Origin of the sequence: Microcystis sp. M144S2, assembly GCF_020246065.1 — a bacterium.
Classification (GTDB): Bacteria; Cyanobacteriota; Cyanobacteriia; order Cyanobacteriales; family Microcystaceae; genus Microcystis; species Microcystis ichthyoblabe_A.
Map to the genome: position 1 here is coordinate 17,371 of NZ_JADBTR010000046.1, position 14,181 is coordinate 31,551.

At 44.2% G+C, this 14,181-nt stretch carries 18 protein-coding genes; 10 read left to right on the forward strand and 8 right to left on the reverse strand.

Annotated elements, in window-relative coordinates:
* The first annotated feature begins 2 nt into the window (after nt 1–2).
* From IM462_RS06155 to IM462_RS06175, 5 genes are all read left to right on the forward strand, one after another.
* The gene (locus IM462_RS06155) at nt 3–284 is read left to right on the forward strand and encodes a HigA family addiction module antitoxin (protein WP_238141989.1); all 282 of its coding nucleotides are present in this window, start codon (nt 3–5) and stop codon (nt 282–284) included.
* 301 nt (nt 285–585) lie between these two features.
* Nucleotides 586–849: a hypothetical protein gene (locus IM462_RS06160; protein WP_287699844.1), complete on the forward strand. Its 264-nt coding sequence runs from the start codon at nt 586–588 to the stop codon at nt 847–849.
* Nucleotides 850–855: 6 nt separating this feature from the next.
* Nucleotides 856–1,302, forward strand: a complete 447-nt coding sequence (locus IM462_RS06165) for a Tse2 family ADP-ribosyltransferase toxin (protein ID WP_502845511.1) — start codon at nt 856–858, stop codon at nt 1,300–1,302.
* A gap of 29 nt (nt 1,303–1,331) precedes the next feature.
* Nucleotides 1,332–1,877, forward strand: coding sequence for a hypothetical protein (locus IM462_RS06170; RefSeq protein ID WP_004158994.1), 546 nt, complete (start codon nt 1,332–1,334; stop codon nt 1,875–1,877).
* A 157-nt stretch (nt 1,878–2,034) separates the two neighbouring features.
* Nucleotides 2,035–2,289 carry a hypothetical protein gene (locus tag IM462_RS06175; protein WP_104396587.1) on the forward strand — a complete coding sequence of 85 codons (255 nt, stop codon included), beginning with the start codon at nt 2,035–2,037 and terminating at the stop codon, nt 2,287–2,289.
* A 126-nt stretch (nt 2,290–2,415) separates the two neighbouring features.
* Here IM462_RS06175 and murB read toward each other — a convergent pair whose 3' ends face one another.
* The 3 genes from murB to IM462_RS06190 form a co-directional block, all read right to left on the reverse strand.
* The gene (gene murB, locus IM462_RS06180) at nt 2,416–3,294 is read right to left on the reverse strand and encodes a UDP-N-acetylmuramate dehydrogenase (RefSeq protein ID WP_287699842.1); all 879 of its coding nucleotides are present in this window, start codon (nt 3,292–3,294) and stop codon (nt 2,416–2,418) included.
* A gap of 98 nt (nt 3,295–3,392) precedes the next feature.
* Nucleotides 3,393–4,820 carry a UDP-N-acetylmuramate--L-alanine ligase gene (murC, locus tag IM462_RS06185; protein WP_287699841.1) on the reverse strand — a complete coding sequence of 476 codons (1,428 nt, stop codon included), beginning with the start codon at nt 4,818–4,820 and terminating at the stop codon, nt 3,393–3,395.
* 233 nt (nt 4,821–5,053) lie between these two features.
* Entirely contained in the window at nt 5,054–5,740 is a 687-nt protein-coding gene (locus IM462_RS06190; RefSeq protein ID WP_104396584.1) for a hypothetical protein, read from the reverse strand.
* A gap of 194 nt (nt 5,741–5,934) precedes the next feature.
* On the opposite strand from IM462_RS06190, the gene hisD reads away from it, so the two are divergent.
* Nucleotides 5,935–7,239, forward strand: a complete 1,305-nt coding sequence (hisD, locus tag IM462_RS06195; RefSeq protein ID WP_287699840.1) for a histidinol dehydrogenase — start codon at nt 5,935–5,937, stop codon at nt 7,237–7,239.
* 297 nt (nt 7,240–7,536) lie between these two features.
* On the opposite strand, the gene IM462_RS06200 is transcribed toward hisD, so the two are convergent.
* Nucleotides 7,537–7,941: a type II toxin-antitoxin system VapC family toxin gene (locus IM462_RS06200; RefSeq protein ID WP_185241568.1), complete on the reverse strand. Its 405-nt coding sequence runs from the start codon at nt 7,939–7,941 to the stop codon at nt 7,537–7,539.
* Nucleotides 7,938–8,162: an AbrB/MazE/SpoVT family DNA-binding domain-containing protein gene (locus IM462_RS06205; protein WP_223212298.1), complete on the reverse strand. Its 225-nt coding sequence runs from the start codon at nt 8,160–8,162 to the stop codon at nt 7,938–7,940. Before IM462_RS06205 ends, IM462_RS06200 begins: the two co-directional genes overlap by 4 nt.
* A 154-nt stretch (nt 8,163–8,316) precedes the next feature.
* Between IM462_RS06205 and IM462_RS06210 the strand changes: the two genes are divergently transcribed.
* Nucleotides 8,317–8,652 (forward strand): excalibur calcium-binding domain-containing protein, encoded by a 336-nt coding sequence (locus IM462_RS06210; protein WP_287699839.1) that lies wholly within the window; start codon nt 8,317–8,319, stop codon nt 8,650–8,652.
* Nucleotides 8,653–8,703: 51 nt separating this feature from the next.
* Here IM462_RS06210 and IM462_RS06215 read toward each other — a convergent pair whose 3' ends face one another.
* Nucleotides 8,704–9,777: a Gfo/Idh/MocA family protein gene (locus IM462_RS06215; RefSeq protein ID WP_012265360.1), complete on the reverse strand. Its 1,074-nt coding sequence runs from the start codon at nt 9,775–9,777 to the stop codon at nt 8,704–8,706.
* 233 nt (nt 9,778–10,010) lie between these two features.
* Between IM462_RS06215 and IM462_RS06220 the strand changes: the two genes are divergently transcribed.
* Nucleotides 10,011–10,583: a shikimate kinase gene (locus IM462_RS06220; protein WP_287699838.1), complete on the forward strand. Its 573-nt coding sequence runs from the start codon at nt 10,011–10,013 to the stop codon at nt 10,581–10,583.
* Entirely contained in the window at nt 10,583–10,903 is a 321-nt protein-coding gene (locus tag IM462_RS06225) for a cupin domain-containing protein (RefSeq protein WP_004266823.1), read from the forward strand. The genes IM462_RS06220 and IM462_RS06225 overlap by 1 nt, the downstream gene beginning before the upstream one ends.
* Before the next feature lie 185 nt (nt 10,904–11,088).
* On the opposite strand, the gene hemW is transcribed toward IM462_RS06225, so the two are convergent.
* Complete coding sequence (hemW, locus tag IM462_RS06230; RefSeq protein WP_287699837.1) at nt 11,089–12,261, reverse strand: radical SAM family heme chaperone HemW; 1,173 nt, start codon at nt 12,259–12,261, stop codon at nt 11,089–11,091.
* Between the two features lie 352 nt (nt 12,262–12,613).
* Between hemW and IM462_RS06235 the strand changes: the two genes are divergently transcribed.
* Entirely contained in the window at nt 12,614–13,693 is a 1,080-nt protein-coding gene (locus IM462_RS06235) for a PIN/TRAM domain-containing protein (RefSeq protein WP_194018187.1), read from the forward strand.
* 118 nt (nt 13,694–13,811) lie between these two features.
* On the opposite strand, the gene IM462_RS06240 is transcribed toward IM462_RS06235, so the two are convergent.
* The gene (locus tag IM462_RS06240) at nt 13,812–14,090 is read right to left on the reverse strand and encodes a hypothetical protein (protein ID WP_002736942.1); all 279 of its coding nucleotides are present in this window, start codon (nt 14,088–14,090) and stop codon (nt 13,812–13,814) included.
* Between the last annotated feature and the right edge of the window lie 91 nt (nt 14,091–14,181).

Genomic DNA, 14,181 nt, shown 5'->3' on the forward strand with positions numbered 1-14,181 from the left:
AAATGCATAATCCACCACATCCTGGTGAAGTTCTTAAAGAACTTTGTCTCGAACCTTTGAATCTGACTGTGACTGAGGCTGCTGAAGCATTGGGTGTAAGTCGAAAAACCCTATCTGCCATCTTAAATGGTAGGGCAGGTATTAGCCCCGAAATGGCAATTCGCTTAGGGAAAGCTTTCGATACATCTCCTGAAAGTTGGCTCAATCAGCAAATGCAATACGATCTATGGCAAGCAGAGCAGACAATTGGCAATATCAAAGTCAAACGGCTATCAGTTGTCTAACCAGGGTTTGCAGCCGACGGACTCAACACCCCAGTGCGATGCCGAAGGCACTGCATAGCAGATCGCCGATCGCGTAGGGTGCGTTCCCTAATGTGGCTCCTACCGCTCCACTAGCAGTAGGCTAATCTGGCTAACACGCTTTTGGGCGTGATATTCTGTGTTTGTATTCCAACACTTCGTTAATCGATAGCTATATAGAACCCAGCCAATGAGTATGAGTGAATCCAACGAGTTTGACATCACAACGCCAGAAAAACGGCATAAAGCGCTTACCTTCTTGTCGCAGAATAGTTAGCTTGCAATGGTGCCTTTGGCGCTTCCAGTAGCACTTGTTTTGGACAGTATTTCCCTTCTTACATCAGGTGCTAACGAAAAAGAGATTGCAGAACAAAGAAAAGTAGCGATCGACATTATTCGAGCAGGAAAAGAAAATGGTGTTGATGAAATAGAGATTACAATGTCTCAGAAAGCTGGTGTTGGTCTATCTTCAGACGTTGATGGTGTCCCAATTGAGTTTATTGTTGGTGCTTCAGGTACAATGAAGCTAAAGGTAAAATACAAGTAGTGGGTGATGGCGAAACTCTACTATCGTGGCATGGCAGAGCAAAACGACAGACCCAAAATTGGTCGTAGTGCCAGATTATTAGGGGTTAGACCTAATATCGATATAAACATTCAGCAAATGCCAGTAGGTTGCCTAGATGAACAAAGCTATTTGTTACCAGAGCCACAGCGTCAGTTGCATGGCGATCTTGTAACGGTTGCCATTAAGGACACAAAGGGAATGTCTGTTGCCCTATCCATTGAAGGTTTACCAGCATTTCGCAAACCTGCCAGTTTTGGTGGAACTGGCAAAGACCCTTTATGGCAAATTGACGATAGCCATATCACAGGGGATTTACAGGCTGTCCAAGATAGCCCGACTCACGTTAGCATCATGCCAAGAGTTACAATGGCTCTAGAAAAGTACGAGGCAGCATTGGCAAACACCCAAAAATATTGGGAAAAGGTTGATTAGTGGCATACACACAATGGGAGGCTATCAAAATGGCATGGATATTTAGTCTATCGGCAGAATGTGGTTCGGATGAGAGCAACGCCTATAAATTTGCTCAGCATTTTGAGGGAATATCATGGTTGCTGTCAACTGGTCGCCATTGCCAGTGTCACACAGATATATTCCAAGACATAGAAGAAAATTGGTGGTGTCGTGTTTCACCAAGTAATCTTAGCGAAGTGGGAATAGACAGCCCTGAAAGTGCATATTCAATGACAGAGTTAGGTATCTTACTATATCAGTCCCTACGATTTGCTCCCCCATTCCGTTATGCACTGGTTGGTGTTGAAGTCGATGAATTTAGAACTTACAGCGAGCTTATCGAAGAATCATCTAACTTATCTATCCCAGGACTGGTTTTAGCAAAACCACTCGAACAAGAGCTAGGAATATTGTCAGTATTGCGCCCCTTTAGTTCTAGTTATGTTTGGCAACCCTACGCAGGAGAAGTCTACAATCCGCTTATGGCATCCCAAAACTTAAAAAATAAGCTTAATGAACTGCTTAAGTTAACCTCACAAGCGAAGACGGCATAACTAGACCGTTACACTGCTCCCACTGTTATAGCGGTTCTCGCATCTGTGCGGCACACTTAAACCTTTGCTGATTAAGCTGTTCAGGATCGGGAATGTACCTCTTGTGAATCAGAAACGCTATAGTATGATCGCAATCTTGTAGGGTGCGTTCCCTAATGTGGCTCCTACCGCTCCACCAATAGATTTTAATGATATTTATCAATCTCAGGTGCGCCCCCAAGTCGAGGAGGGCAATCATGGGAAGATTGTAGCAATCAACATTGAAACAGGGGTTTTTGAAGTGGCAAAAGACAGCCTCACAGCTTTCGATCAACTTTTAGCCCGATTGACCGATGCTCAAATTTGGTTCGTAAGAATCGGACATCGAGCAGTTCATCGAGTCGGTTTGATTGGGGCAAATTTATTTCAATGATTATAGGTAACGTCAATGCTAATCGTGAGGCAATTATTCAGATTGCAGTTCTAGAGGATTATAAAAATATCTGCTGTCGCACTCCAGCCCATCGCGGCTGAGTTCAACCGTTATCGAGAAAAATAGTTAAATCCCGTCAAATTCCCCTAAAACTTTCACCTCTGGTTCTAACCAGAGGGACCAGCGATCGAACACTTGTTCCTGCACATGACGAATTAAACGCAGAATATCCGAGGCTTTTGCTGAACCAATATTCAGGATAAAATTAGCGTGTAATTCTGATACTTGCGCCCCACCAATTTGATAACCTTTTAATCCCATTTCCTCAATTAAAGCCCCGGCAAATTGCGGTTTAGGATTGCGGAAAACACTACCACAACTAGGACGATCATAGGGTTGGGTATTTTTGCGATGGCGTAAATTATGGGTAGTAATTGCCATTATTTCCTCGCAATTATCGGTAGCTTCTAACTGAAATGTGGCTTCGACAACTAAACGTTGATTCCCTTGCAGAGAAGAACTGCGATAACTATAATTTAAATCTTCTTTGCTTAAAGTTTCTAACTGACCATCGGGATTTAATACCAGCGCCCGCACTAATCGATCCGCCACACAGGAGGTATGTGCGCCCGCATTCATCACCACAGCACCCCCCACCGTACCGGGGATACCCACCGCCCATTCTAGGCCCCTCCAGCCCCTTTTTGCCGCTCTCCAAGCTATTTTTGGCAGGGGTTCCCCCGCCGCTGCTGTAATCGTAGCAGTTTCGGCATCAAAACAACTCGATCGCAGATGGCGAGTATTGAGGACAAGTCCGGGTAAACCTCGATCGCTGATTAGTAAATTTGAACCAGCCCCCAAAACAGTCAAGGGTAAATCTTGCGATCGCCACCAAGCGAACACTTCTCTTAATTCCTCTAGATTAACTGGTTCGGCATACCATTGCGCTCTTCCCCCCACCCGGTAGGAAGTGAAATCAGCTAGAGAAACAGAGGATTTAATCATAGGGTTTTAGGGGTTGGGGAGCATTTTCAGTGAACAGTAATCAGTAATCAGTAAACATAATAACTGATAACTGATAACTGATAACTGATAACTGAATCCTATACTCTAACTGCTAATTGTTCGCGGTAATGAGAGAGCATTTCGGGGATAACTTGATTGAGATTGCCAGCGCCGAGGAACAGAGCCAGATCCCCTGGTTGGAGAATTTCTAGCAGGAATTGACCTAAAGAACTCAATTCGGGGTGATAGTAGGCGTTTTTATGGTGTTTTCTCACCTGTTCAGCCACTTGCTGCCCAGTGACGTGATTGATATTCACTTCCCCGGCACTATAAATATCCGTTAAGACTACCACATCGGCGGAACTGAAAGCGGAGCCGAATTCCTCTAAAAAGGCAGTGGTGCGACTGTAGCGATGGGGTTGGAAAATAGCGATCGAACGTTGGTACTGTTTGCCTTCTACCTTCAATTTTGCCGCCGCTAACGTGGCCAACAATTCGCTAGGATGGTGGGCATAATCATCGATAAAGGTGATGCCGTTTGCCTCTCCCTTGTGTTCAAAACGGCGTTTTGCTCCGGCAAAAGTAGCAATCGCATCGGCAATAACGGCAAATTCTAAACCGAGATAACGTCCGATGGCAACCACTGCCAAAGCATTACTAATATTATGTTGCCCCGGGATTTTCACTTCCATTTGTCCCAGATAACTGCCTTTTTCCCAGACGGAAGCTTTCATCATTCCCTGTTCATAGATAATCTCGCTGACGGTGTAATCCGCACCTTTTTCGGGATCGAGACTATAACTGATTGTCGGACGGAAATGCTCGGCGATCGTGTCACAATCTAAACAAGCGACTAAAATCTGGCACTGATGGGCGAATTCATGGAAAGTATCGATAACTTCGCTTAAATTATGGTAATGATCCGGGTGATCTAGCTCAATATTAGTGATTACGCCGATTTTCGGGGCGTGCTTGGTTAGGGAACCATCGGACTCATCGGCCTCTGCCACTAAAAAACGACCTTGACCAAGACGAGCGTTACCTTCCCAAGCGTCCACCTCACCACCGACAATGATCGTGGGGTCTAATCCCGCTTCTAACAAAACGTAACCGATTAAGCTGCTAGTGGTGGTTTTGCCGTGGGTTCCAGCAACGGCTATACTGTCATAATCAGCGATTAAAGCCGCTAAAACGTCGCTACGGTGAAAAATTGGGTATCCTAAGTCTCTGGCCGCTTGATATTCCTTGTTATGGTCATTAATCGCCGTGGAGCAGATTACTTGCGGAACTGTTTGGCTACTGTTTTGAAGGCCAGGAGAATGAAATAAAGCTAAATTATTTGCCTCTTGACGGTGGAAAATCTGCGCTCCCGCTCCCTGTAGCCGTTGGGTGATATGAGTAGGACGTAAATCGGAGCCAGACACGGGTAAATTGCGTTTGGCTAAGATATAAGCGAGGGCTGACATCCCAATGCCGCCAATACCGATAAAATGGAAAGGTTGGCCGTTAAAATTAACTTTTTTCACTTTTTTCACTCCTCAAACCCACGATTATATAAGTTTTAAACTCGATCGGTAGTAAAGTCAACCTCATGATAGGGGCATTTGAGCAGAATGCCAAAATGTTGCCCAGTCTCCTTGCACAATCCTTGACGCAGAATTAAAATTTTTTCTCCCAATTCCTTTTTTTACCCAGCTTTGCCAAACGTCCCAAAAATCGGTAAAACCCTACACCCCACAAGCTGCCCCCACGAACCTAATTAGGGCAGCCATTCTAGTAAAATTCCCACGGAGCTATCTTTACGAGCGCGGGAATTTTGGGCTTGAATATCGGCAGCTAAACGTAAATTAGAGGTAATCGCATAACCAAGAGAAAGAGTAGTTAATCCCACCTCGTTATCACCACCGGGGGAGATAAAACTCTGACTAACGGTGATATCTGCGGCTCCCGTGCGAGAAAGGGCTAATTTGAGCTTTAATCCTAAGTTAAGCCCATCGGTGCTGTAATTTCCTGTTTGAATGTAACGATAGCCCACCATGGGAGCTAGATTGACATAATCACCCAAAGGGAGGAGATAGTATTGTAAATTTCCTCCTATTGCCGTCCTTTTGCCGTTAAAAGCCGTCTGATAATCGCCGCTTAGGGTTAAACTGGTTTGACCGAAAAACACATCTTCTACCCCCAAAATCACGCCACTGGAATTATCGCTAGAAGGAAACTCTGCATATCCTAAACGGATACGAGTGCGAAAACTAGGATCGCGGCGAATATCTTCGGCGATATCGGGTATTTTTTCTAACCAACGCTCTAAAACCGGGCTTTCTTGCCGAATTTTCGGATCTAGGTCTAAATCCGTTTCTGCCCACACAGCACCACTCGCCCCCCATAATAAACTAAGAGCGATCGCATTTACAGAACAGCAAGAGAGCTTAAACATGATCTGCATTATACCCAAGGAGGCAGGGGGCAAGAGGCAAGAGGCAAGAGAAAGAATCTGGCAATAAAGCTTTTAGCTTAACAAATTACTGGTTACTGTTTACTGATCACTGAAAAGCCGGCACTCCCCCAAAGGTTACAATAAAAGAAAGATCAGATTCCCCGTTATTCTTGAGAGGACGGGGGGCAGTAGGAGCAGCAATAGTGGTTAGAATATTAAAACTTTCGCAATTAAGTAGCGCGGAACGGGCAAAACTTCAGAAAAGAGCCGAGTTAGATATTGATAACGCCCTCAAAGTCGCTCAAACGGTGATAGAAACCATCCGCGAGCGGGGGGATGCCGGCGTTGTGGACTATGTGCGGCGTTTTGACTACGAAGGTGCGACGGTAGAAAATATCAAAGTCAGCGAGGCAGAATTTGAGCGGGCTTTTCAGTTAATTGAACCGGAAGTAAAAACTGCCATTCAACAGGCTTTCCGGAATATTCAAGAGGTACATCGTCGCCAAATGCCGGAAGAAACACTACTGGCAGAAATTGAAACCGGTGTCTTTGCCGGCGAAAAAATCTCTCCTATCCCCAATGTGGGTTTATACGTTCCCCGGGGCCGCGGTGCTTTTCCCTCGATGATGTTAATGTTAGCCATCCCGGCAATGGTGGCAGGAGTGGAAAGAGTTGTCGTTTGCACTCCCCCCGATAAACAGGGCAACGTGGAGCCGGTTTCTCTGGTGGCGGCACGCATGGCTGGAGTCAGAGAAATTTATAAATTAGGGGGCGTACAAGCGATCGCCGCTTTGGCTTTGGGAACAAAAAATATCAAAAGGGTTGACAAAATTACCGGTCCGTGCAGCGTCTATGGGGCGGCGGCCAAGCGGTTACTGTTCGGTACTGTGGATGTGGGTTTGCCGGCAGGTCCAAGTGAGTCGATAGTTTTGGCCGATGAGTCCACCGATGCTCGTTTAGCGGCCTTGGATTTATTAATTGAAGCGGAACACGGGGCGGATTCGGCAGCTTTATTAGTCACCCACTGTGAAGATTTGGCGATCGCTGCTAGTGAATATGCACAGGAATACCTGCAAAAACTCCCGGATTGGCGACGGGAATTCTGTGAGGCGGGTTTAGCCGCCTATGGGGGCATAATTTTAACCGATAGTTTGCAGCAATCCCTCGATTTCGTCAATGAGTACGCCCCGGAACATCTGGAGGTTTTAGTTAGTAATCCTTTTGCCATTCTGGGCAAGATTAAAAATGCTGGCGAAATTCTCCTGGGAAATCATACTCCTTCCTCTATGGCTACCTACGCCATCGGAGTCAATGCTGTGCTGCCGACGGGAAGTTTTGCCCGTTCCTATTCGGCGGTTTCGGTTTATGATTTTCTCAAGCGCTCCACTTTGGCTTATGTCACCCCTGAAGGCTTTGAAAAGTTAAAAGAAACCACGAAAACTTTAGCCGAGTACGAAGGTTTTCCCGCCCATAAATTAGCAATTCAACACAGGGAAATTTTACTCTAAATACAGGGAATAGGAAACGGGGAATAACTTAGATATGTAGGCAAGCTTATTTTTTAAATTCAGAACGTAGGTTGGGCTTCGGCCGTGAGCTCAGCCGAACGGTTGAAGCATGAAACCCAACGCCCGCATGGGTTACGCTACCGCTAACCCACCCTACAAATAATTGTGCCTCCCTACTTAAAACACCTGAAGAAATTGCTAAAACTTACTCATCTTTGAGCTTAGAACAAGTTTATGCAACAATTTTGTACTGTTTGCATGAGCAAGAAAAAATAACCAATTATTTAACCGAATTGTCTAAGGTGTAATCAGCAAGACTGAGGGAAAGTAAGTTCGGTAGCGGTTGACATCTCTCGTTAGTAGGGGCATGGCAGTGACAGCAGCGTGAGCGCCGATGTAGAAATCCGGTAAGGGAGAACGTCGCTCACCTCCACGACGACGATATTCCAAAAAGCTTTGTCCTGCTAAAAAAGCTGCAGCATAGGGTAAAGAATCTCGGCGAAAGAAGTCTTCTGGTAGGGCTGCTTCTACCTCCTCGGGTTGATTAAACCCGATTGAGATTTCTGCATAAATAATTGGGTTAATCACTAAATTTCCTTGCTCCGCATAGTTTGTGAGCATTTGAGCCGACCACTCAAACCATTGCGGGTCTTCGGTTACAACATCAAGAATGACGTTGCTATCTACCAGAATGTCGGTCATGAGTCACGGGTCGCTTGCATGATGTCGTTGGTTGTTAGACGGCTAGTTGCTTTGCCACGGATAGCGGCAATCAGTTGCTTTCCCCGGCTTAGGGTTCTAGGCTTGCGAATTTGCAAGATATCCCCAATCACTTCCAGCTGGATTTCTGTACCGGGTAACAACCCAAGCTTTTCTTGAATATCAGGGGGAATAGTGATTTGTCCGTTAGGGCTAATTTTCATGGTGTTTTTCTCCATATACTAACAAATAATCGGAAGATTCAGTGCCACTGGCTGCTTGACCCCCCCCCAAACGTTTACCTGGGAATAACTCTGATTTATTATCCTGTCTCCTATCTGCTACTATGATAAGAGCAGAGAATCAGGCAAGCATTTTATGAAAAAAGTAATTGTTATTTTAATTCTGGGTTTTCTGAGCGAACAAATATCAATAAAATCACCAATTTCTGGTAATCAAACCCTCAATAATTTAGCCGTAGCTAACAACAATAATCGTCCCACTCCCCAGAAAAAACCTATTCCTTCTCCACAGTTTCGGTGCGATGGTAGAACTCACTGTTCCCAGATGACCTCCTGTGCAGAAGCGACTTTTTTCTTGAGAAATTGCCCCAATGTCAAAATGGATGGAGACGGTGATGGAGTTCCCTGTGAAAGTCAATGGTGTGGAAAAAAATCCTCAGAAAAATGTTGGGAAAGTTCTCCAGATAACTAATTTTGTTTCCTCACCCCAATTCTCTCACTTAAAGAATCGGGGTGAAAACAATCAAGAAGCAGTAATCACGGGAGAATTAAGATATTGATAATTCCAGTCCGATTGTTGCCAAACGCGACCATCAAGGGCAATTTGTTCGATTAAACTAGCTAATCGTAAAGCTTTTAAAGCTTGTTCCCCACCGACAGAAGGTTGGTCCCCACCGCGCACACAATGAACAAAATGTTCTAATTCCGCGTGTAGAGGTTCAATATTGCTGGTATAAACTTTTTCAATTAAACCATCTTGACGGTAGAGAACTTGACCGTAATCGGTGCTATAGTTAGCGGTGGTTTGCCGGTGAATGAGGATTTCATTATTGAGAAAATCCGCTTCCGTGAGAGAATTTTTACAGTGGGCCGCTAAACGGCGAATCTTGCGATGAGTCACCTTACTAGCGGTTAAATTAGCCACTACTCCATTACTAAAACCAAGGGTTGCAGTGACATAATCAAGATAACCGGAATCAGTGGCAGCGCGACTACCACTAGCGGTTAATTTCACCACGGGAGCCGAGACTAATTCTAAAATTAAATCTATATCGTGGATCATTAAATCTAACACCACCGACACATCATTAGCGCGTTGGGAATAGGGACTCATGCGATGGGATTCAATCGCTAAAATCTCCTCGGTTTTCAAGACCTTCGATAACTCTTGAAAAGCGGGATTAAAACGCTCGATATGACCCACTTGCAGAATACAATCGTGATCGGCTGCCGCGTTGACTAAAGATTCCGCTTCACTAATACTAGCGGCGATCGGTTTCTCGATCAAGGTATGTACTCCCCCTTGCAGACAGTCCATCCCGACTCGATGGTGTAACCGTGTGGGGACAGCGATACAAACCGCATCTACCCTAGGTAAGAGATCTAAATAATTTTCAAAAAAACGGACTCGGTATTTACTGGCAGTTTCCAGACCCTTTTCGACGTTGACATCGGCCACCCCGACGAATTCCACGTCTTTTAATAAACTCAGGATGCGACTATGGTGTTGTCCCATGTTACCGACCCCGATAATCCCGACTTTAATCGGTTTGAGTTGATTTCTGTTACCCGGAAAGTTTGCTGGTTGATTGGACATGAATTTTAGACTCCTGTGTTCACACTCCCCACACCACTTGATTAGATTAATCAAGCTGATTTTGTCGATTAATTACCAAGATGGTATCATGGTTATCCAGATTCTGACACGATGTCGGTGTCAATGGGAGTTCTGAGAAGATTTTCTGATTTCATCTCGCGGTTTTTACTCCCACATGCTTATCAAAACATCGTCCCTTAGTAGCGAGGACTACATTCAGCTAAATTTTAACTATGGACAATTCAACGGATTTTAACTCCTTACGGGGATTAAGTGTTTTTTTGCTAGGAATGATGGGATCTGGCAAATCCACCCTGGGAGAGTTGCTTTCCCGACGGTTACAATATCGTTTTTTTGATACAGATATATTAATAGAAAGGGTCGCGGGAAAGAAAATCAGGGAAATTTTTGCCGACGAGGGAGAAGGGACTTTTCGGGAGTTAGAAACCCAAGTTTTGGCCGAATTATCCTCTCTGACTAAAACTGTGATTGCCACCGGGGGAGGGATGGTTTTAAAACCGATGAATTGGAGTTATCTTCGTCACGGTTTAATGATTTGGTTAGATGTTCCTCTCGAAGTCTTGGTTAAACGTTTAAAAAAAGATACCTCTCGTCCCTTGCTTCAGTCCACTGATTTAGAAAGTAAACTGGAATTATTATTAGAACAAAGACGAGGACTTTATGCACAAGCAGATCTTCGGATTGTTGTTTCTGAACTAGATAGACCTACTGATATCGTTGAGAAAATTTTAACAGCAATACCGACGGTGATTAAAGATTTTCATCCAGAAAGAGACAATAACTAATGATAGCAGCTTCAATTTTTGATTTACCTGAACTAATTCCCGACCGAGAAATTCTGGAAATTTTGGCCCAAAGTCAGGCTATTCGTCTGGAAAGAATTATTTCCACTGGTCAAACCACTCCCCGGGGTCAATGGTACGATCAATCTGAGTTTGAATGGGTGATTTTATTACAGGGATTTGCTGAGATTAGTTATGAAGATGGCAGCCAAGTTAATCTGCAAGCGGGGGATTATCTCCTGATTCCTCCTCACCAAAAACATCGCGTCGAATTTACTAGCAATAATCCCCCTTGTATTTGGTTAGCTATCCATTATCGCTAGTAAGTAGGTAGGTGTTAAAAGTTGTCAGACACCCCCCTTATCAAGGGTGGATTAAGGGTAGGGTTGATTCATGAATCAACCCTACTATGAATCAACCCTAGTATTAAGGGGGGATTAAGGGAGGATCGAAGCTAAAATCCATTTTTAATTTAATTATAACCAGCTACTTAAAATATAGTTTCTAACTATTGCCAGCGATCGAATAAATCGGTTAAAACTAGATTAGAAAACAAAAAACCTTCGGGGTCGCTTAATCTGACCCTGCTATCCCCCTCAATTATCACTAAATTACGCTGTTTATGCGGCTCTAAGACCTCTAAAATTGCTTTTTTGATTTCCGAACCAAAATTAGCTTCAATGGCGGGTAAACTCACACCTTCTGCTAACCTTAACCCTAGCATTAAGGTTTCGAGAAGATCATCGATAAAACTATTTTTCTCCACGTCAATCTGACAGCCTTCTTTTACCCAAGCGAAATAGTCGCGACTTTTGCGCGGACGGGTAAAACGTTGTTGATGAAGATAACTAGCAGCCCCCATACCAAAGCCATAATAGGGACGATTTTCCCAGTAAACTCGATTATGTCGGCATTGATAACCCGGTTTAGCATAGTTAGAAATCTCGTAATGTTGATAACCGGCTAAAGCTAGTTTTTCACCGGCTAAAACATACATTTTCGCCGTGGTTTCATCATCGGGTAAGGGTTTTTTTCCCGGTTGATACTGTTTACCGAAAGGAGTAACCGCTTCTAAGACCAAATCGTAACAGGAAAGATGGGCCGGTTGCAGTTCGATCGCTTTTTCTAGGGAATTTTCCCAATCTGTCAGGGTTTGTTGTGGCAATCCCGAAATCAAATCCAAACTATAGTTAACTATTCCCAATCCCTGAATTAATTCCACTGCCTGATAGATATCCTTAACGGTATGCGATCGACCAGAAACCTGTAATAATGGTTCTTGAAAAGCCTGTACTCCTAGACTAACCCGATTGACTCCCGCGCTAACATAACCCTGTAATTGTTCTAAACTAAAGGTAGCTGGATCAATCTCCATAGAAATCTCTATATCAGCTGCAAAATCAAACTTTTTGGCTAAAGTATCCAGAATTGCTCTTAATAATTCCACCGGTAATAGGGAAGGAGTCCCCCCCCCAAAAAAAATCGTTTCTAGGGGTTTCCCCGTCCCCTGACTAAGGCTAATTTCTTCTTGTAATATTTCCACATACTCCACCACAGGGGGAAAAGTCGCCGGATTGGTGCGATTACCGACGACAAAAATCGGGAAATCACAGTAAAAACAGCGCCGACGACAAAAGGGAATATGAATATAAACCGAGGTTATGGGGTGAAAATAGGACATTACAGCAGTTATCAGTGAACAGTAATCAGTAATCAGTGAACTCATACAGCCTTTCTCGTCAAGGTGAGGTACAAACTAAGCCTTGCTAATCAAGTATTTTAGATGCAAGAACGAACCTCATCTATCTGAGAAACGCTGTAACTCCTATCTGATGACTGATAACTGATTCAAGGCTGACGGCTATAATTTCGTTTATCTTCGTTAAGATGTATTATGGCTGGGGAGAACATCTCCTAGAATGAAAGCAACTTTCCCGACACAAATTAGGAGAGGCCCACGGATATAATGTAAAAGTATCCATACTGATTATTTTCTACCGTCATTCCCCTCTATCCCCTCTGGTATTATCCCCATGCTTGATGCCGTCATAATTTTACTATTCGTCTTCGCTATTGCCAGTATTGGTTATAGTGGTGTGGACTTGCTGCCGGTTGCTGTCCAGTCGCAAATCAGCAATATTGAAGCTTTACGCTGGTTATCAGCGGGTTTTGCCTCAATTATTGGTTTAGCTCTTGGTTTAGTTGCCCAAACTACCTATCGTCGTCTAGAAACCCAAGTAAGACAAACTCCGATCGAAGTTATTTTAACCCGTTCCGTCGGTCTAGTTATCGGTTTGTTAATTGCTAATCTGATCCTAGCCCCGATTTTCTTCCTACCGATTCCCAGAGAATTCTCGTTTATTAAGCCGATAATCGCCATTTTAGGCAGTATTATGTTTTCCTATCTGGGGGTTAGTTTAGCAGATACCCACGGTCGCACTTTTTTGCGTCTGATTAACCCCAATAGTATGGAATCAATTCTAGTGGCAGAAGGGACCCTGCAAGCGGCCGCCACCAAAGTTGTGGACACCAGTTGTATTATCGATGGTCGTATCGAACAATTGTTAGACACGGGATTTATCGAAGGACAGATACTCATTCCCCAATTTATTCTTCAGGAATTGCAACAGTTAGCCGATGGCAGTAACGACCAAAAACGAGTCAGAGGAAGACGCGGATTAGACATCTTAAACCGGATGCAGCAAGAATTCCCCGAGCGCATTATCATTCATCCGGCCGATTATGAGGATATTAGCACCGTAGATGCTAAATTAGTCCATCTTGCCCAAGAAATTAACGCCACCTTGCTCACGAACGATTATAATCTCAGTAAAGTGGCCAATCTGCAAAAAGTCACCATCTTGAATGTCAACGATCTCGCCCAAGCAGTACGCCCGATCTACTTACCCGGGGATACTTTGGATCTGAAAATTCTCAAAGCAGGAAAAGAACCCACCCAAGGCATCGGTTATCTAGAAGATGGCACGATGGTGGTGGTAGAAGAAGGAAAAGATTATCTAGGGGGAGAATTGCGGGTAGTGGTGACATCTGCACTGCAAACCTCGGCCGGACGGATGATTTTTGCTAAACCCCAAAATTCCCTAATTGCCTAAAGGTAATAAAACCCAAAAAAGCCTCAAATACAGAGCCAGAGGGGATTGTATTTGAGGTATTTTATTTTTTAAGGGAAGTTAAGTCACCAATCGAACTATCTAGCCAATTGATACCTAATTAAGCTGGTTTATTGATTACAGCCATGGACTGACGAGCAAAACCGAAATAACTATCCCAGAATTGTTTCTGACTATCGAGGGCAACTTTGGTGGCGGTTTCTTGGGCGGTTAGGTAGGATTTCACCCATTCTTGTTGATATTCGAGGGATTTAACCAAAGTTTCCGGAAACTCAAACACTGGTGTAGTCGTGGGAAGACCATTACCCCAAGCGGACAGAAGCATTTTCTGCCATTCGGCTAGGTATTTTTGGTATTCCTCAAGATAATTGGTGTTCATAGAAGTCAAACCGCTAACTAGCCCATCTGGAAGGAGATGGTGAGAAAGTGGGGCGGTGTTGCCACCTTCTCGAAAGCAAAAACCGTGACGA

Excerpts from the sequence above, each read along its gene's own strand:
- IM462_RS06170 (WP_004158994.1), top strand. The coding sequence starts at position 1,332 with ATGGCATGGATATTTAGTCTATCGGCAGAATGTGGTTCGGATGAGAGC.
- IM462_RS06235 (WP_194018187.1), top strand. The coding sequence starts at position 12,614 with ATGCTTGATGCCGTCATAATTTTACTATTCGTCTTCGCTATTGCCAGT.
- IM462_RS06225 (WP_004266823.1), top strand. The coding sequence starts at position 10,583 with ATGATAGCAGCTTCAATTTTTGATTTACCTGAACTAATTCCCGACCGA.
- IM462_RS06205 (WP_223212298.1), bottom strand. The coding sequence starts at position 8,162 with ATGAAAATTAGCCCTAACGGACAAATCACTATTCCCCCTGATATTCAA.
- IM462_RS06210 (WP_287699839.1), top strand. The coding sequence starts at position 8,317 with ATGAAAAAAGTAATTGTTATTTTAATTCTGGGTTTTCTGAGCGAACAA.
- IM462_RS06190 (WP_104396584.1), bottom strand. The coding sequence starts at position 5,740 with ATGCAGATCATGTTTAAGCTCTCTTGCTGTTCTGTAAATGCGATCGCT.
- IM462_RS06215 (WP_012265360.1), bottom strand. The coding sequence starts at position 9,777 with ATGTCCAATCAACCAGCAAACTTTCCGGGTAACAGAAATCAACTCAAA.
- IM462_RS06220 (WP_287699838.1), top strand. The coding sequence starts at position 10,011 with ATGGACAATTCAACGGATTTTAACTCCTTACGGGGATTAAGTGTTTTT.
- IM462_RS06160 (WP_287699844.1), top strand. The coding sequence starts at position 586 with ATGGTGCCTTTGGCGCTTCCAGTAGCACTTGTTTTGGACAGTATTTCC.
- IM462_RS06165 (WP_502845511.1), top strand. The coding sequence starts at position 856 with ATGGCGAAACTCTACTATCGTGGCATGGCAGAGCAAAACGACAGACCC.
- hemW (WP_287699837.1), bottom strand. The coding sequence starts at position 12,261 with ATGTCCTATTTTCACCCCATAACCTCGGTTTATATTCATATTCCCTTT.
- IM462_RS06240 (WP_002736942.1), bottom strand. The coding sequence starts at position 14,090 with ATGAACACCAATTATCTTGAGGAATACCAAAAATACCTAGCCGAATGG.
- IM462_RS06155 (WP_238141989.1), top strand. The coding sequence starts at position 3 with ATGCATAATCCACCACATCCTGGTGAAGTTCTTAAAGAACTTTGTCTC.
- IM462_RS06200 (WP_185241568.1), bottom strand. The coding sequence starts at position 7,941 with ATGACCGACATTCTGGTAGATAGCAACGTCATTCTTGATGTTGTAACC.
- murB (WP_287699842.1), bottom strand. The coding sequence starts at position 3,294 with ATGATTAAATCCTCTGTTTCTCTAGCTGATTTCACTTCCTACCGGGTG.